Annotated in this window: 15 protein-coding genes and 4 pseudogenes; 16 read left to right on the top strand and 3 right to left on the bottom strand. The window is 64.3% G+C overall.

The window, feature by feature from the left end; all coding sequences use genetic code 11:
* The coding region (locus BN9444_RS14790; protein WP_068801767.1) for a trypsin-like peptidase domain-containing protein at positions 1-469 on the bottom strand (469 nt) is incomplete at its 3' end.
* A 33-nt stretch (positions 470-502) separates the two neighbouring features.
* On the opposite strand from BN9444_RS14790, the pseudogene BN9444_RS15570 reads away from it, so the two are divergent.
* Together BN9444_RS15570 and BN9444_RS08560 are read left to right on the top strand one after the other, a co-directional pair.
* Positions 503-772, top strand: a pseudogene (locus BN9444_RS15570) (aminopeptidase P family N-terminal domain-containing protein); the annotation flags it as partial.
* Between the two features lie 97 nt (positions 773-869).
* A pseudogene (locus tag BN9444_RS08560) lies at positions 870-1,316 on the top strand (SDR family NAD(P)-dependent oxidoreductase); the annotation flags it as partial.
* Positions 1,317-1,402: 86 nt separating this feature from the next.
* Here the strand turns inward: BN9444_RS08560 and BN9444_RS08555 are convergent.
* A complete protein-coding gene (locus BN9444_RS08555; protein WP_068801766.1) occupies positions 1,403-2,359 on the bottom strand; it encodes a hypothetical protein in 957 nt (318 codons plus the stop codon).
* Positions 2,360-2,487: 128 nt separating this feature from the next.
* Here BN9444_RS08555 and BN9444_RS08550 point away from each other — a divergent pair, with 128 nt between their 5' ends.
* The 12 genes and pseudogenes from BN9444_RS08550 to BN9444_RS08500 all read left to right on the top strand — a co-directional run bounded on the left by BN9444_RS08550 (position 2,488) and on the right by BN9444_RS08500 (position 13,862).
* Positions 2,488-3,051, top strand: a complete 564-nt coding sequence (locus BN9444_RS08550; RefSeq protein ID WP_068801765.1) for an FxsA family protein — start codon at positions 2,488-2,490, stop codon at positions 3,049-3,051.
* The gene (lnt, locus tag BN9444_RS08545) at positions 3,048-4,598 is read left to right on the top strand and encodes an apolipoprotein N-acyltransferase (protein ID WP_231725049.1); all 1,551 of its coding nucleotides are present in this window, start codon (positions 3,048-3,050) and stop codon (positions 4,596-4,598) included. The genes BN9444_RS08550 and lnt overlap by 4 nt, the downstream gene beginning before the upstream one ends.
* Positions 4,595-5,485 carry a polyprenol monophosphomannose synthase gene (locus BN9444_RS08540; protein ID WP_066488120.1) on the top strand — a complete coding sequence of 297 codons (891 nt, stop codon included), beginning with the start codon at positions 4,595-4,597 and terminating at the stop codon, positions 5,483-5,485. The genes lnt and BN9444_RS08540 overlap by 4 nt, the downstream gene beginning before the upstream one ends.
* A gap of 205 nt (positions 5,486-5,690) precedes the next feature.
* Entirely contained in the window at positions 5,691-6,824 is a 1,134-nt protein-coding gene (locus tag BN9444_RS08535) for an ABC transporter ATP-binding protein (RefSeq protein WP_066512266.1), read from the top strand.
* 34 nt (positions 6,825-6,858) lie between these two features.
* A pseudogene (locus BN9444_RS15170) lies at positions 6,859-7,002 on the top strand (DUF4032 domain-containing protein); the annotation flags it as partial.
* A gap of 25 nt (positions 7,003-7,027) precedes the next feature.
* Positions 7,028-7,279 (top strand): annotated as a pseudogene (locus BN9444_RS08530) (M24 family metallopeptidase); the annotation flags it as partial.
* Positions 7,279-8,007 carry an SDR family oxidoreductase gene (locus BN9444_RS08525; RefSeq protein ID WP_066488143.1) on the top strand — a complete coding sequence of 243 codons (729 nt, stop codon included), beginning with the start codon at positions 7,279-7,281 and terminating at the stop codon, positions 8,005-8,007. The pseudogene BN9444_RS08530 and the gene BN9444_RS08525, both read left to right, overlap by 1 nt.
* A gap of 231 nt (positions 8,008-8,238) precedes the next feature.
* Positions 8,239-9,288: a DUF4032 domain-containing protein gene (locus tag BN9444_RS08520; RefSeq protein WP_233423568.1), complete on the top strand. Its 1,050-nt coding sequence runs from the start codon at positions 8,239-8,241 to the stop codon at positions 9,286-9,288.
* 514 nt (positions 9,289-9,802) lie between these two features.
* Positions 9,803-11,143, top strand: coding sequence for an ABC transporter substrate-binding protein (locus BN9444_RS08515; RefSeq protein ID WP_066488091.1), 1,341 nt, complete (start codon positions 9,803-9,805; stop codon positions 11,141-11,143).
* Between the two features lie 238 nt (positions 11,144-11,381).
* Positions 11,382-12,227, top strand: coding sequence for a carbohydrate ABC transporter permease (locus tag BN9444_RS08510; protein ID WP_066488087.1), 846 nt, complete (start codon positions 11,382-11,384; stop codon positions 12,225-12,227).
* Positions 12,228-12,230: 3 nt separating this feature from the next.
* On the top strand, positions 12,231-13,151 hold the full coding sequence (locus BN9444_RS08505) for a carbohydrate ABC transporter permease (RefSeq protein ID WP_066488082.1): 921 nt from the start codon (positions 12,231-12,233) through the stop codon (positions 13,149-13,151).
* A gap of 69 nt (positions 13,152-13,220) precedes the next feature.
* Positions 13,221-13,862, top strand: coding sequence for a MusI family membrane protein (locus BN9444_RS08500; protein WP_066488079.1), 642 nt, complete (start codon positions 13,221-13,223; stop codon positions 13,860-13,862).
* Positions 13,863-14,213: 351 nt separating this feature from the next.
* Here BN9444_RS08500 and BN9444_RS08495 read toward each other — a convergent pair whose 3' ends face one another.
* Positions 14,214-14,591, bottom strand: coding sequence for an RNA polymerase-binding protein RbpA (locus tag BN9444_RS08495; RefSeq protein WP_066488077.1), 378 nt, complete (start codon positions 14,589-14,591; stop codon positions 14,214-14,216).
* A gap of 175 nt (positions 14,592-14,766) precedes the next feature.
* On the opposite strand from BN9444_RS08495, the gene BN9444_RS15160 reads away from it, so the two are divergent.
* Together BN9444_RS15160 and BN9444_RS08490 are read left to right on the top strand one after the other, a co-directional pair.
* Entirely contained in the window at positions 14,767-15,108 is a 342-nt protein-coding gene (locus BN9444_RS15160; protein WP_077210065.1) for a hypothetical protein, read from the top strand.
* A gap of 2 nt (positions 15,109-15,110) precedes the next feature.
* Positions 15,111-15,815 (top strand): YceI family protein, encoded by a 705-nt coding sequence (locus BN9444_RS08490; RefSeq protein WP_066488069.1) that lies wholly within the window; start codon positions 15,111-15,113, stop codon positions 15,813-15,815.
* Positions 15,816-15,829: the final 14 nt, after the last annotated feature.

Genomic DNA, 15,829 nt, shown 5'->3' with positions numbered 1-15,829 from the left:
GGAGGACGGGGCCGCCGCTATCGCCTTTGACCGCGCCATGCGCCACGAGCGCGCCGTGGCGCACGCGTGTGAGCCCGTCCCGGGACACGGCCCAAGGCAGCGTCGCGACGAGCAGGCCGCGGTAGTCGTGCACGTCGAGTGCGCGCCCGCCAAAGCCGCGTGTACACGTGGTCTGGCCCAGCTGCACCCGGTCTCGCAGCAGGCCCGGCACCGCGCGCGGACCGGCGGGACGGTCAAGGAGGGCGAGCGCCAGATCCGTGCCGTTGATGACGCGCACGGCGGAAACGCGGGCAGAGACCCCGGCGCGTGTGACGCGGTACGGCCCTGGTTCCCGGAAGAAGTGTGCGCACGTGAGCACAAGCCGCGGCGCCACGTACGCGTGCGGCTGCAGGTCCGGGGCAACCAGGGTGCCCGAGCAGTAGCTCCCGGCGCGCGTGAGCCGCACGACGGGCAGGGGAGAGGTGTTCATTCCCACGACAGTACCGCGATTAAACTAACCAGCATGTCGCATGAGATTAAACCTTTTGCCCCGTCCGTCTACGCCGCGCGCGTGGCACGTGCCCAGGAGGTCCTGCGCGCGCAGGGGCTCGACGCGCTACTTGCTGCGACGGGCCCGGATTTCGCGTACCTCACTGGCTCGTGGATGACCTCCAATGAGCGCCTCACCGCGCTGGTCATCCCGGCCGAGGGGACGCCGCGTCTCGTCGCGCCGCAGACGGATGTGCTCGAGCTGCAGTCCACGGCCGTGCCTGAGATGGGCGTGGAGCTTTCCGGGTGGGCCGATGGCGAGGACCCGTACGGGCTCGCGCTGGGCGAGGCCGGCTACGCGCGGCTCGCGGTCTCGGCGTCGCTCACCGCGGACCACCTNGGCGGAACACGACGAGGCGCATGCGGCGGAGATAGCGACCATCGACTACGCAGCGCAGGTATCCATGCTCACGGTGCTCGCCGACATCATGGAGTCGGGCCACATCGCGGCGTTTTCGTCGATTGCAGGCTGGCGCGCCCGACGGGCGAATTACGTCTACGGCTCGACGAAGGCAGGCCTCGACGCGTTCTGTCAGGGGCTCGCGGACCGGCTGCATGGCGGGCCGCTGGCACTCATCACGGCGCGTCCGGGCTTCGTCATCGGCTCGATGACCACGGGCATGAAGCCGGCGCCGCTCTCGGTCACGCCGGACGTCGTGGCACGCGCGGTCGTGCGGGCGATGGATTCGGGGCGCAGCCGCACGCTGTGGATTCCGGGCGCGCTGCGGCTGCTGGCCTGGGTCATGCGCTGCGTTCCGCGCCCACTCTGGCGGCACATGCCCCGCTAGCCGGACCAAACCCCACCGACTCTCGCGAAATTTGTACACGATCGGCGAGTGTGGGTGGGGTTTCGTTCGCTGGGATGGCGAGGAACCTAGAGCAGCGGCGAGTTGATGTCGAAGACGAAGCCGCGTGGGGCGAGGAAGCGGACCACGACGTCTGCGTCAGCGACGGGCAGGTCAGGGAAGACGACGCCGCCCCACGGCGTGAGCACCGTGTCGACGTCCATGCGGCCGATCATCTCGGCGTACTCGGCAGGCATCGAGCCCTCGGGAAGCGCGGCGCCGAGGGCCGCATGACCGTCGGGGAGATGCTCCTCGAACCAGCCGATGGGCGGGTTCTTCGCCTCCTGCACCGGCGGGGTGGCAGGCCCCTGTCCCGCGTCGGCGTCGCCTGCGAGCAACGCGAGGGCTTCCTCGACGAGGTTGTCGAGGAGCATGCGCGCGGTAGCGCCCTGCATCTCCACCGGGGTGCGGCGCTCGCCGCGCGGGGTATAGACCGTCTGGTCCTTCGCCGGTGCGACGAGCAGGTGCGGGCGGTGACGATGCACATCACCTGTGGGGGAGCCGACGCCTACAACGAACGGGTCCGCGGCATCGCGACGTGCCAGCGCGCGGCGTGCCGGGCTGATGAGCGCGATGAGGTCCGCGTACTCAGCGGCGTCCTCATCGTCGGGGTCGGGGCGGACCTTCGGATCGAGGACAAAGCCCGGGGAGGAACCAAAGGCACCACCGTCCGGCTCGAAGTCGATGGCGTAGCGGCCGGCGAAGAGATCGTCCAGCGCCGCGCCAACGTGCTCGGCCATCTCCACGGCGGCGAGATCGAGCGAGTCAAGGAGAACGGGGACTGGGGCCTGGAGGGTCTGCGGGGCGGCGGCGCGGGCGGCATCGGGCTCCTGCACGCCGCGCAGTTCCACGGTGCCACGCGTGCCGAGATAAACCTGGCCGTCGCCATGCGTGCGGGCGAGCTCGGCGAGGGCCAGCCACTCTGGCGAGTGGAGAGCAGCGCCGGTGGGCACGAGGCGGACGGTCGATGGGGTAGAAGTGCTCATAGCGTCCCAGTCTAAGGCGCAGCCGCGCGGGGACGGTATCGGCTCGGGTGCTCGGCCGCACGCTGACAGCGAACGCGCGGGTTGCTATGCGAATTCTCTCGCCTCCAGACGCTAGGCTGGTGGGCACTATGCCAGCACTGTTCTTCTTCGCCTACTTCGTCTTCGAGACGCTCGCCTTCTACGGCGTGGCCAAGCTCCTCGGCGTCGGCTGGGCGCTCATCGCATTGTTCGTCACCATGTTCTTCGGCATGGCCGTGGCCATGTGGGAGGTGCGCCGCCTCATGGCGCGCCAAATCGTCCAGGACAAGGCCTCCGGCGCGCTGTATATGAAGCAAGAAGGCGCGGGTAAGCTCGCGGGCAACGTGGGCCTTACCATCGCCGGCGGCATCCTCCTGTCCATTCCCGGCTTCCTCACGGCTATCGTGGGCATCCTGCTGCTCCTGCCACCGACGCGCGCACTCACGCGCAAGCTCATGGGCTTTTCTTTCATGCGCGGCGTCGAGCGCATGGGCATGCGTATCTACAAGGCATCGCCCATTCCGGACGCGCAGCACAACTCGTACGGAACGTTCGGCTCCGGCGGCTACGAGGTCATCGACGAAGAAGAAATCCATCGCTGGAGCGAGTCCGTCAATCCCGAGGACTTCGGACGTCCGCAGGATCCTGGCAACTCCAAGGGCAACGCCCAGTGAGACTCCGCGCGGCCCTCTCGGCCACGGCGACGCTGCTCCCGCGCCTGCTGCTTGCGGCGTTGGCCGGCGTCGCCGTCTATTTTTCCTACGAACCGCACGGATTATGGTGGGCGGGGCTAGGGGGCATCGGCATGCTCTGGCTCTCGTGCGTGCCTTGGCGCGGCGTGCCTGTGCGCGCCGGCCGAGCCGCCCTCATCGGCTTTGTCCATGCGCTCACGCAATACCTGCTCATGCTGCCCTGGATTGGCGAGCTGGTGGGCACAATGCCGTACGTCGCGCTCGCGCTGTGGCTGTCCGTCTACGCGCTGCTGCTCACGCCCGGCGCCGTACTGCTCGCGCGCTGGCGCTGGGGCTGGCTCGGCTTCCCGTTCTTCTATCTGGCGATTGAGCTGCTGCGTTCCTCGGTGCCTTTCGGCGGTTTTGCGTGGGTGCGGCTGGCCTGGGGCCAGATGAATGGCCCGCTGGCGAACCTCGCGGCATGGGGCGGCACAGCGCTCGTCTCGCTCGCGGCGGCACTCGTGGGTACGGGCGTAGCGGCGCTCTACCTGGCAGTGCTACGGCACGCCTGGCGCGAGTCGTGGGCTGCGGCGGCCGTCGTCCTGCCGGTGGTGCTGGGGCTCGTGGCGGGGCTGGGTGTCAACGACCCAGGACGCACAGTGGGGACGACGAAGGTCGCGGCCATCCAAGGCAATGTGCCGCGGCTGGGGCTCGACTTCAACGCGCAGCGCCGCGCGGTGCTCGCGAACCATGTTCAGGCCACGGCGAAGGCGGCGAAGGCTGACCCTGACGTGGACCTGTATATTTGGCCCGAGAATTCCTCGGACGTCAATCCTTTCCGCGACGCCGAGGCCATGGCGCTCATCCAATCCGCGGTGCAGGCCGCGGGGGCACCGATTGTGGTGGGCACGCTCACCGTGGACGAGGTAGGCGAGCGCAACACCATGCAGGTCTTCAACGCAGACGGCTCCGTGGGCGAGCACCACTATAAGAAGTACCTCCAGCCCTTCGGCGAGACCATGCCGTGGCGCAGCTTCTTCCGCACAATCACGGACCTGGTGGACCTGGCGGGAGATTTCAAGCCGGGCAACGGGCCGGGTGTCGTGCACATGGGCGGCATCGCCGTGGGACTGGCCACGTGCTACGAGGTGGCGTTCGACGCGGCGTACCGCACGTCGGTGCGTAACGGTGCGCAGATTCTCGCCACGCCGACCAATAACGCGACGTTCGGGTTCTCGGATATGACGTTCCAGCAGCTCGCCATGAGCCGCCTGCGCGCCATCGAGACGGACCGCGCGGTGGTCGTTGCGGCAACCTCGGGCGTATCCGCCATCGTCCATCCAGACGGTCGGGTCTCGCAGGAGTCCGGTATTTTCGAGCAACAATATCTCATTGAGGAACTCCCACTGCGAGAAGGAATCACGCCTGCGGTAAAATATGGCGCGTTACTGCAAGCCGTGGCCGTTCTCATCGGCCTCGCCGCGGTCGCCGCCGCGTGGCGGTCCAACCGCCTCCCGCGCACGCAGAAAACTAACGAGGAGAATTCATGACCACCATTGCACCGGAGCGCCTGGAGAAGACGCTCGTCATCATCCCGACGTACAACGAGCTCGAGAACCTGCCGCTCATTACGGGCCGTGTCCGTAAGGCCCTGCAGCAGGTCCACATCCTCATTGTCGATGACAACTCACCGGACGGCACGGGCAAGGCCGCAGACCAGCTCGCCGCCGAGGACGCGCGCCTGCACGTCCTCCACCGTGAGGGAAAGGGCGGCCTGCTGGGTGCCTACCTCGCCGGTTTCGAGTGGGGTCTCGAGCGCGACTACCAGGTGCTGTGCGAGATGGATGCCGATGGCTCCCACGCGCCGGAGGAACTCCACCTGCTCCTCGAGGAGATCGAGAAGGGCGCCGACCTCGTCATTGGCTCGCGCTACGTGCCGGGCGGCAAGACCGTCAACTGGCCGGTCAACCGCCAGCTACTCTCGCGCCTGGGCAACGTCTACATCTCGATGGCGCTCGGCGCTGGCCTGTCCGATATGACGGCAGGCTACCGCGCCTTCCGCCGTGAGCTGCTTGAGTTCCTCGACTTCGATGATCTGTCCCGCAAGGGCTACATCTTCCAGGTCGACGTCGCCAACCGCGCCATCCGCGCTGGCTACGACGTGCGCGAGGTGCCGATTACCTTCACCGAGCGCGAGCTGGGCGAGTCCAAGCTCGACGGCTCTTTTGTCAAGGATTCCCTCGCCGAGGTCACCAAGTGGGGAGTCGCGCACCGCCGCGACCAGGTCGAGGGCTACGTCAACGATTTCGGCGCCGTGGGCAAGCGCATGATCCAGGACCTGGATCTGGGTACCAAGGTGGGCAAGAAGAAGGACTACCTCGTCGGCTTCTTTGGCGAGATGCGCAAGCTCGTCGAGCACGAACTCAACAAGAAGTAACAGCGCACTGCGCAGAATTCCCCGGGCACTCGTTCGGGGATTTTTTATACCGCCAGGACGGTGAGATATGTGACACCGCGCGATATTCAGGTTGAGCGAGTCACAGTGCTAGGCTCGAGGATAGGTCGTACATCAATCGGAGTGCGACGCCACCCACACTACGGATCGTTCGGCACGTACCTGCCGATGGAGGGACAGAAAACTCATGGCAACCGTTTCATTCAAGAAGGCCTCGCTCACCTACCCGGGGGCCGCGGAGCCCACGGTCAAGGAATTTGACCTGGAAATCGCAGACGGGGAGTTCCTCGTCCTCGTCGGCCCGTCCGGCTGCGGTAAGTCGACCACGCTGCGCATGCTCGCCGGCTTGGAGCAGGTCACCAGCGGCAATATCTACATCGGCGACAAGGACGTCACGAACGTCGCGCCCCGCGACCGCGACATCGCCATGGTCTTCCAGAACTACGCGCTCTACCCGCACATGACGGTCCGCGACAACATGGGCTTCGCCCTGAAGATCGCAGGAAAGTCCAAGGAGGAAATCAACGCCCGCGTCGACGAGGCCGCGAAGACCCTGGGCCTTACGGAGTTCCTCGAGCGCAAGCCCAAGGCCCTGTCCGGTGGTCAGCGCCAGCGTGTGGCCATGGGCCGTGCCATCGTGCGTAACCCGCAAGTCTTCCTCATGGATGAACCGCTGTCCAACCTGGACGCGAAGCTGCGTGTCCAGACCCGTACTCAGATTGCAGCCCTCCAACACAAGCTGGGCGTGACGACGGTCTACGTCACCCACGACCAGACCGAGGCCCTCACCATGGGCGACCGTATCGCGGTGCTCAAGGACGGCTACCTCCAGCAGGTGGGCAGCCCGCGGGAACTCTACGACCGCCCGGACAACGTCTTCGTCGCCGGCTTCATCGGTTCGCCGGCTATGAACCTGGGCACCTTCACCGTGGGCGCCGACGGCGTGGCAACCTCGGGCGAGGCGCACATTAAGCTCTCGCGCGAGACGCTCGATGCCATGGTGCCGGAGGACAACAACAAGATCACCATCGGCTTCCGTCCGGAGGCTCTCCAGATTATCGGCGAGGGCGAGTCCACCGAGCACTCTATTCCGATCCAGCTCGACTTCGTCGAGGAGCTCGGCTCGGACTCGTACCTCTACGGCAAGCTCGTGGGCGATGGCGACCTAGGCTCCAGCGCCGAAGACGTCGCCGAGTCCGGCCAGATCGTCGTGCGCTCGGCACCGAACACCGCGCCGGCGCCGGGCAGCGTCTTCCATGCGCGCATCGTCGAGGGCGGCCAGCACAACTTCTCCGCCTCGACGGGTCGCCGCCTACCGTAAGCAACCCCTGCCCTGAAGCGCAAAGGAGGGCGCCGTGCGCGAATCGATGAATATTACGTCGTCGACCTATGCGGCGGCGCTACTCACCCTGCCCTGGGGCGTGCCGCTGGAGCAGTGGCCAGCCGAGCTCATCACGGCCCTGCCACGCGGCATTTCGCGCCACGTGGTGCGGTTTATCGAGCTCGGCGCCGCGCCGACGCNCACGCTCCGTGATAGCCGAGGCGGGCTTCGGCGACGCCTTCTTTCACCGCACGGGCCACGGCATTGGTCTCTCGGTCCACGAGGAGCCGTTCCTTCTCGCGGGCAATGAGCTCGTGCTTGAGGAGGGCATGACCTTCTCCATCGAGCCAGGCATCTACCTCGAGGGTACGTGGGGCATGCGCCTGGAAGACATCGTGGTGACGACGGCGGACGGCTGTGAGTCGCTTAACGCCTGCCCGCGGGAGCTGCGCTAATGGGAGCGGTGCTGATCCTCGGCGGGCGCAGCGACATTGGCGGGGAGATCGCCCGGCTGCTCGCACTAGGGCGCCCGGTGGTGCTGGCTGCGCGCGGCTCGCATGGACTCGAGGCGCTGCAGCGCGAACTCACGGCGCGCGGCGCCACGGCCGTGTACATTATCGACTTCGATGCAGCGGACCTTGCCGCGCACCGTCGTGTGGTGGAGCAGGCCGTCGAGCTCGCCGGTCCCGTGACGACTGCGGTGGTAGCGTTCGGCATCCTGGGCGACCAGGAGCGGGCGGAACACGACGAGGCGCATGCGGCGGAGATAGCGACCATCGACTACGCAGCGCAGGTATCCATGCTCACGGTGCTCGCCGACATCATGGAGTCGGGCCACATCGCGGCGTTTTCGTCGATTGCAGGCTGGCGCGCCCGACGGGCGAATTACGTCTACGGCTCGACGAAGGCAGGCCTCGACGCGTTCTGTCAGGGGCTCGCGGACCGGCTGCATGGCGGGCCGCTGGCACTCATCACGGCGCGTCCGGGCTTCGTCATCGGCTCGATGACCACGGGCATGAAGCCGGCGCCGCTCTCGGTCACGCCGGACGTCGTGGCACGCGCGGTCGTGCGGGCGATGGATTCGGGGCGCAGCCGCACGCTGTGGATTCCGGGCGCGCTGCGGCTGCTGGCCTGGGTCATGCGCTGCGTTCCGCGCCCACTCTGGCGGCACATGCCCCGCTAGCCGGACCAAACCCCACCGACTCTCGCGAAATTTGTACACGATCGGCGAGTGTGGGTGGGGTTTCGTTCGCTGGGATGGCGAGGAACCTAGAGCAGCGGCGAGTTGATGTCGAAGACGAAGCCGCGTGGGGCGAGGAAGCGGACCACGACGTCTGCGTCAGCGACGGGCAGGTCAGGGAAGACGACGCCGCNCGACGCGCGCACCGGCGTCGTGGCCGTTAAGGAGATTGGCGTGCGCACGGCTCACCACGAGTACAAGATGCTGCGCGAACTCCAGCGCGTGGGCGCCCCGGCAGTGGCACCGGTCGCCGTCATCACCGGCCGCCAGCCCGTCAACCCGCGCGATGGCGAGCTCACGGCGGCGCTCATTACGGAACACCTTGAATTCTCGTTGCCCTACCGCGAGCTCTTCTCGCAGGACATGGTGCCGGGCCAGCCGGAGAAACTCATTCAGGCGCTCGCCGTCCTGCTCGTGCGCCTGCACCTCCTGGGGTTCTACTGGGGCGACGTCTCCCTGTCCAACACGCTTTTCCGGCGCGACGCAGACACCTACTCGGCCTACCTCGTCGACGCCGAGACCGGGGAGTTCCAGGTCCAGCTTTCCGATGCCCGCCGTGCCTACGACCTCGACATCGCGCGCGTCAACATCATCGGCGAAATGATGGACCTCCAGGCAGGCGGGTACCTCGCCGAGGACATCGACGTCATCGCGTTGGGCACGCTTGTGGAGTCGTCCTACGAGGACTTGTGGCGTGAGCTCACGGCGGAAGAAGCCATTGACGCGGGCGAACCGTGGCGGATTACCGAACGTGTCGAAAGGCTGGCGAGCCTCGGCTTCGACGTGGGGGAGTTGCGCGTCGAGACCGAGGCCGACCGCGCGAACGTCACACTCCGGCCCGTTGTCGTATCGCCTGGGCACCACCATCGCCTGCTCCTCGAGCTCACCGGCCTGTCGGCGGAGGAACACCAGGCACAGCGCCTGCTGGGGGCCATCCGAACCTTCCGCGCCTTGGAATGCGCCGAAACGGCGAGCCTCGAGCAGGCGGCGCACCGTTGGCTCACGGAGGAATACGAGCCGACCATCGCCGCCGTGCCGGAAGACGCACGCTTCAAGCTCGAGCCTGCGCAGCTCTTCCACGAAATTTCGGACCACAGGTGGTTCATGGCCGAGCATCGCGGCGCCGCCGTGCCCTTGGCCGAGGCCACGCAGTCCTATCTCATGACGGTCCTACCTAGCCGCCGCGATGAGGCGCGGCTTCTCCAGCCACCCCTCTCGGAGTGACCCGGAGTGACGACGCCGCCTTAGGATATAGCCTGCAGGAAAGTGGACACTACCGCAGGACGGTGGGATTTGTTCCGGATGGGACCGTTCCGCTCCGTATAAAAGATTTCAGACGCGAATTTACACCGAGCATAGACCGTTTATGCCCGTTCACTCCCCTATATGAGGGGCAGTTAACTGTGTTAACCTATGCAACATGTCACAAAATACCGCGCATGTTACATTCATGTTTGGCCCAGCTCACTAGAATCACTAAGCTGATTGTTGAGGTCAGTAGCACCTTGGACACCAGAAAAGTCCACACTCACGGACACAAGGCTGGGCATCGTCACCATTGGACATGTCCACACCGCGGCAAGGTACTACGACGCCACCCCGGTGGTTAGGACCAGTGACGAGCTTGACTCAGGCTCCCACGCGACCACCAGGGGATAACTCCACAGGCATTCCGTAGCCTTGCCCGCCGAACATCGGCACCATCAGGGTAGGGCTTCACACCTAGAAAGAGGACCCGATGAAGCGTCTTACTCGCATCGCATCTATCTCCCTGAGCGCTCTGCTCGCCACCACCACCCTCGTTGCCTGCTCGTCGGGCGATTCGGGGGATGACTCCGGCTCCGTCTACTTCCTGAACTTCAAGCCGGAGCAGGACGCCGCCTACCAGGAGATCGCCAAGGAGTACACCGAGAGCACCGGAGTGCCCGTCAAGGTCGTCACGGCGGCATCGGGAAGCTACGAGCAAACGCTCAAGGCAGAAATCGGCAAGGATGAAGCCCCGACTCTCTTCCAGGTCAACGGCCCCGCCGGCTTCATCACGTGGCAGGACTACATGGCTGACATGTCTGACACCAAGATTGCCCAGGAGCTCACCGAGGACGTCCCGGCGCTTCAGGATGACGAGGGCACCACGAAGGGCGTGCCGTTCGCCGTCGAGGGCTTCGGCATCATCATCAACCAGGAGATCTTCGACAAGTACATCGCGCTGCCCGGCGCGAAGATCAAGTCCACGGACGAAATCACGAGCTTCGACAAGCTCAAGGAAGTCGCGGACGACATGCAGGCCAAGAAGGGCGAGCTCGGCATCGAGGGCGCCTTCGCTTCCACCTCGCTTACCCCGGGCGAGGACTGGCGCTGGCAGACCCACCTGGCCAACGCACCGATCTGGCAGGAGTTCCAGGACGACGGCGTCGAGGATAAGACGGAGGTCGAGTTCAAGTACTCCAACGAGTACAAGAACCTCTTCGACCTGTACCTCACCGACTCCACCGTGGAGAAGACCCTGGCCCCGGCGAAGACCGTCTCCGACTCCATGGCCGAGTTCGCACAGGGTAAGGCCGCGATGGTCCAGAACGGTAACTGGGCATGGTCCCAGATTTCCGAGACCAAGGGCAACGTGGTCAAGGAAGACAAGATCAAGTTCCTGCCCATGTACATGGGCCTGCCGAATGAGCAGGACTTCGGACTCAACGTGGGCACGGAGAACTACCTCGGCGTAAACGCCAATGCTTCCGATGCCGACCAGCAGGCCACCAAGGATTTCGTCGATTGGCTGTTTACTTCTGATGAGGGCAAGCAGCACGTCATCAACGACCTGGGCTTCGTCGCGCCGTTCAACTCCTACAGCGAGACCGACACCCCGAATGACCCGCTGGCCAAGCAGATCCAGGAGTCCATCTCCAACAAGGACATTACGACCATCCCGTGGGCATTCCAGTACTTCCCGTCCCAGCAGTTCAAGGACGACTTCGGCCAGGCGCTGAGCCAGTACGCCTCCGGCACCATGAAGTGGGAGGACGTCGTCACCCAGTTCAAGGATGACTGGAAGGCCGAGAAGGAAGCCAACTGGACTGAGTAGGCGAGCAGGCTCACCCGCCCGCATACCTAATACGCCGCGGCCCAAAACCCTACCGGGCCGCCTCCTCGGAACCTACCCGCGTCGCTGACCCCCATTGCCGGCTGGTGGCGCGGCGCAGGGGCGTGTGCTGGTTCCTTCCCGCCACCTACGGCAGGAAAGCACCAGCACATTCTCCTGCGAATGACTCCAGGCTCGCCGCAGAGCCCCTCACATACCAACCAAATTAGGTGAGATATTCATGCAAGCAACACTGAAGAAGTACTTTCCAGTCTTCGTCTTGCCCACCCTCCTCGCGTTCCTCATCGCATTCCTCGTGCCCTTCGTCATCGGCTTCTTCCTGTCGTTCACGAAGTTCACCACCATCACCAACGCCAAGTGGGTCGGCCTGAGCAATTACACCAAGGCCTTCTCTGAACGCGAGGGCTTCATCGACGCGTTCCTCTTCACGGTCCTCGTCGTCATCGTCTCCGTCATCACGGTCAACTTCTTCTCCTTCATGCTCGCGTGGATGCTCACACGCAAGCTCAAGGGCACCAACTTCTTCCGCACGGTCTTCTTCATGCCGAACCTCATCGGCGGCATCGTGCTGGGCTACACCTGGCAGACCATGATTAACGCGGTGCTCTCGCATTACGCCACGACGATCAGCGCGGACTGGAAGTTCGGCTACGCCGGCCTTATCATGCTTCTCAACTGGCAGCTCGTGGGCTACATGATGATCATCTACATCGCGGGCTTGCAGAACGTTCCGCCAGAGCTCATCGAGGCCGCCGAGCTCGACGGCGTGAGCAAATGGGAGATGCTGCGCCACGTCACCATCCCCATGGTCATGCCCTCGATTACCATCTGCCTCTTCCTTACCCTGGCGAACTCCTTCAAACTCTTCGACCAGAACCTGGCGCTCACCAACGGCGCGCCGGGCGGGCAGACCGAGATGGTCGCCCTCAATATCGTCAATACCCTCTTTAACCGCATGAACGTCGAAGGAGTGGGCCAGGCCAAGGCCGTCATCTTCGTCGTCGTCGTGGTCGTCATCGCGTACTTCCAGCTACGCGCGACCCGAAGCAAGGAAGTCGAGGCCTAAACCATGACTGCCCCCGTCACCAACAACCCGCACGAGGCCAAGAAGCCCGCGGCCAAGGTCCACAAGCTGCCCACGGACAACGCAACCAAGATGTCCGGCGGCGCGAAGACCATCATCTACTTTGTCCTCGCGTTCTTCACCGTCGTCTTCCTCGGCCCCATCCTGTTCATCATCATCAACTCGTTTAAGTCGAAGTTCGCCATTTCCTCGGACCCGTTTTCCATCCCGGTAGGCGAGACCTTCGTCGGGTTTGAGAACTTCGCAGTAGGCCTGATGAAGCAGGGCTTCCTCGAAGCCACCCTGTGGTCGTTTGTCATCACCATCCTGTCCGTCGCCGTCATCGTGTTCTTCTCCGCGATGACCGCGTACTACATCACCCGCGTGAAGACGTGGTGGACGAACCTTCTGTACTACCTCTTCGTCGTGTCCATGATTATTCCGTTCCAGATGGTCATGTTCCCCACGGTGAAGATCGCAGATATGCTCCACCTCAACAACCCGCTGGGCATCGTCGTACTTTACTTGGGCTTCGGCTCGGGCCTGTCGGTGTTTATGTTCGCTGGCTTCGTCAAATCCATCCCGGTGGAGATCGAGGAAGCCGCCATGATCGACGGCTGCGGCCCCATCCAGAACTACTTCAAGGTAGTCCTGCCCATGCTCAAGCCCACCGCCGTCACGGTGGCCATCCTCAACGCCATGTGGGTCTGGAACGACTACCTTCTGCCGTACCTCGTCATCGGCCTTTCCACCCGGTACAAGACCATCCCGGTCGTCGTCCAATCCTTCGTCGGCTCCAACGGTAACCGCGACATGGGCGCCATGATGGCCATGCTCGTGCTCGCCATCATCCCCATCGTCATTTTCTACTTCGTGACGCAGAAGCACATCATCGAGGGTGTCGCCGCCGGCGCCGTCAAGGGCTAAACGCCACGCACTCCGCCCCGCACGGCCTGTGCGGGGCGTTTCCATGTCCATCGAATAGGGTAGAGGCTTATGAATAGATTCCTGGGACCCGAATCCAAGTTCTACGAGGTGCTCTCCCTCTTCGCTGATTTGGTCATCGTCAACGTGTTGCTCGTGGTCTCCAGCTTCCCCATCTTCACGGCGGGCATGAGCCTGCGCACCGCGCACGACGTCATCGGGGACATGGTCCGCGAGGAAGGCACCAGCCGCGGCCGGACATTCCTGCGCCGCTTGCTCGTGCGCCCAGGCATCAATTCGGCATGGTGGCTCATCGTCCTCGCCGTAGGTGCATTGGCCGCCTATGAGTTCGCCATCATCGCCCGCGCTGAGCTCGGCACCGCGGGCCTCGTTCTCCGCGCGGGCCTACTCTCAGGCCTCATCGTACTCGCCGGCATTACCGTCTGGTTCTTCCATCTGGACCCCCAGCTTGCCGATGCCCCCTTCGCCCACCGTCTCGCTGCCGCCGCAACGTCCGCCGTGCGCTTCCTTCCGCGCACGCTTCTCGCGCTGGTGCCGTGGGCGCTGCTCCTCGGCTTTCCTTTCTTCGTGCCGAGCGCGTGGGGCGGCTGGCTCTTCTTCGTCGTCGCGGTGGGGCCTGCGCTGGCCATCTACCTGGGCGAGCTCGCGCTGCAGTGGCCGGCGCTGTCCATCAAAGACGACGCGGGGAGCTAGCCCGGAGTCGAGTGCAGCGTAGGGGGAGTATCCAGCAGGAAACTGTCAGGAATTGCCAGCCGACGCGAAGTTGCGCGGAAGCGTCCAAGCAGCTCCGTGCCCCATAATGAATTCATGCGTTTGAGAGAGCGCATACCTTGAGAGAGTTGAGAGCCCCTGGTTCCGGGGCGGCGGCGTGAGACACCGCCGAGAGGGACCGCTTGCGAGAGATAGAGACGCCGCGAGCCCCAACCTTCGGGTTGGGGCTTGCGGTGTTTTCGGCGGCGGACGGGCGCACCGGCACAACACGGAAGCACCCCGCCACCAGCAGCGTGCTGGGACGGGGTGCTTCGGGGAAGTCTCGCGGGGGACTTACTTGGACTGCGCCTCTTCCTGCTCCTTGAGCAAGCGAGCGGCAGTGCGGCGGCGACTGCGCAGGTTCTCGATGCGCTGCTGCAGCAGCTCCTCAAGCTCGTCGATGGAACGACGCTCGAGCAGCATGTCCCAGTGGGTGCGCGGCGGCTTGGCCGGCTTGGACTCGACGCCCTCGCCCTCGACGAGGGTGCCCCACTTGCCGTTCTTGCACAGCCATTCCTCGGGGATTTCGGCCTCGTCCGCGAAGGGAACCTCGAATACGTCGCCATCTTCGGTGCGGTACTTCACCATCTGACGCGGCGCGAGATCGTGGTCGCGGTCGGTTTCATAGCTTACGGCGCCCATACGGCTGCCGCGCAGTACGCGATCTGCCATTGCCTCATCATCCTTTTTCTGCTTCTAGTCCGGCCGTGAACGCACTCGTTCGGCTCTGCCGCGCCGCAGGGGCGAAACAGGGGAGAGCGAGACCGTCCACACAAGGTATATAAGTATAACGGACCACCGGGTGCGTTTGTTCCCAAAGCACGCAAAGTGGGCTAAGATCGCCTAAGTGACTCAAACTTTTGGCCAGCGACAGCGCCCCGCAACGTGCCAATGGTGCGGTCGCGAACTGCACTCAACTGGTCGCGGACGGCCCCGCAAGTTCTGCAGTCCCGCATGCAAGCAACGCGCCTACGAGCAGCGTCATAACGTCTCCGGAACCACCATTCCTTCAGACGCAGTCATCATGACGCGAGCCCGGGCAGACAGCCTGCGCGATGGGCTTTTTGAACTGCGGTGTTCGGCCGAGGACATCGCCACGGCAACGAGCGAGGGCGCCGACGCTCACGAGGTTAAACAACTGTGCGACGAGCTGGTAGAACTCGCTCGCCGTTTGGAGGAATTGAAATAGCAATGAAGAATCTTTTGGCGAACCGCAAGCTCGTTATCACCTTTTTCATCGTGATCATCGTGCTGCTCACGCTCGTTGCGTTCGTGCCGCTGGTTATCTCTCTCGTGTCCGGCCGCGGCGTCCAGACCGAGGGAGTCAACGCGAGCCACGCGAAGGCCGCTGAAGTCGAGCTCGATGGCGACTGGACGGTCACGAAGGGCAAGCCGGACAATCACACGTCCGTGGGCTTTACCTTCCACGAGGTGCTGCCTGCCGAGAAGAAAGATACGTCCGGTTCGACCACGGCCGTGAGCGGCGACGCCACAATTGAAAATAATGTCCTTGAGCAGGGCACCATCACGGTGGACATGAACGAGCTGACCACGGACAAGAAGGTCCGCGATCAGAACATGAAGTCCAAGCTCTTTGAGACCACAACGTACCCGGAGGCCACCTTCATGGTCACCAAGCCGGTCGATCTCTCCGCCGTCCCGGACGATGGCACCATTGGCAAGGTCAGCCTCACCGGCGACCTCACCATCAAGGACCAGACGCACGAGGTCACCGAGGACTTCGACGTCCTGCGCGATGGCAAGGAGCTCGTCGTCGGCGGCGATATTCCCATCAACCGCACGGACTACGACGTCAATACGCCGGAACTCATCGCCGCTAAGATCGACGAGGACGGCTTCATCAACATCCGTATCTCGTTCAAGCACGCTAACTAAGCACGCGCCACGCA

Source organism: Corynebacterium phoceense (assembly GCF_900092335.1).
Classification (GTDB): Bacteria; Actinomycetota; Actinomycetes; order Mycobacteriales; family Mycobacteriaceae; genus Corynebacterium; species Corynebacterium phoceense.
The sequence above is the reverse complement of the archived record's forward strand: the minus strand, read 5'-3'. Positions and strand labels throughout refer to the sequence as shown.

Excerpts from the sequence above, each read along its gene's own strand:
- BN9444_RS08555 (WP_068801766.1), bottom strand. The coding sequence starts at position 2,359 with ATGAGCACTTCTACCCCATCGACCGTCCGCCTCGTGCCCACCGGCGCT.
- BN9444_RS08550 (WP_068801765.1), top strand. The coding sequence starts at position 2,488 with ATGCCAGCACTGTTCTTCTTCGCCTACTTCGTCTTCGAGACGCTCGCC.
- BN9444_RS08540 (WP_066488120.1), top strand. The coding sequence starts at position 4,595 with ATGACCACCATTGCACCGGAGCGCCTGGAGAAGACGCTCGTCATCATC.
- BN9444_RS08535 (WP_066512266.1), top strand. The coding sequence starts at position 5,691 with ATGGCAACCGTTTCATTCAAGAAGGCCTCGCTCACCTACCCGGGGGCC.
- BN9444_RS08525 (WP_066488143.1), top strand. The coding sequence starts at position 7,279 with ATGGGAGCGGTGCTGATCCTCGGCGGGCGCAGCGACATTGGCGGGGAG.
- BN9444_RS08515 (WP_066488091.1), top strand. The coding sequence starts at position 9,803 with ATGAAGCGTCTTACTCGCATCGCATCTATCTCCCTGAGCGCTCTGCTC.
- BN9444_RS08510 (WP_066488087.1), top strand. The coding sequence starts at position 11,382 with ATGCAAGCAACACTGAAGAAGTACTTTCCAGTCTTCGTCTTGCCCACC.
- BN9444_RS08505 (WP_066488082.1), top strand. The coding sequence starts at position 12,231 with ATGACTGCCCCCGTCACCAACAACCCGCACGAGGCCAAGAAGCCCGCG.
- BN9444_RS08500 (WP_066488079.1), top strand. The coding sequence starts at position 13,221 with ATGAATAGATTCCTGGGACCCGAATCCAAGTTCTACGAGGTGCTCTCC.
- BN9444_RS08495 (WP_066488077.1), bottom strand. The coding sequence starts at position 14,591 with ATGGCAGATCGCGTACTGCGCGGCAGCCGTATGGGCGCCGTAAGCTAT.
- BN9444_RS08490 (WP_066488069.1), top strand. The coding sequence starts at position 15,111 with ATGAAGAATCTTTTGGCGAACCGCAAGCTCGTTATCACCTTTTTCATC.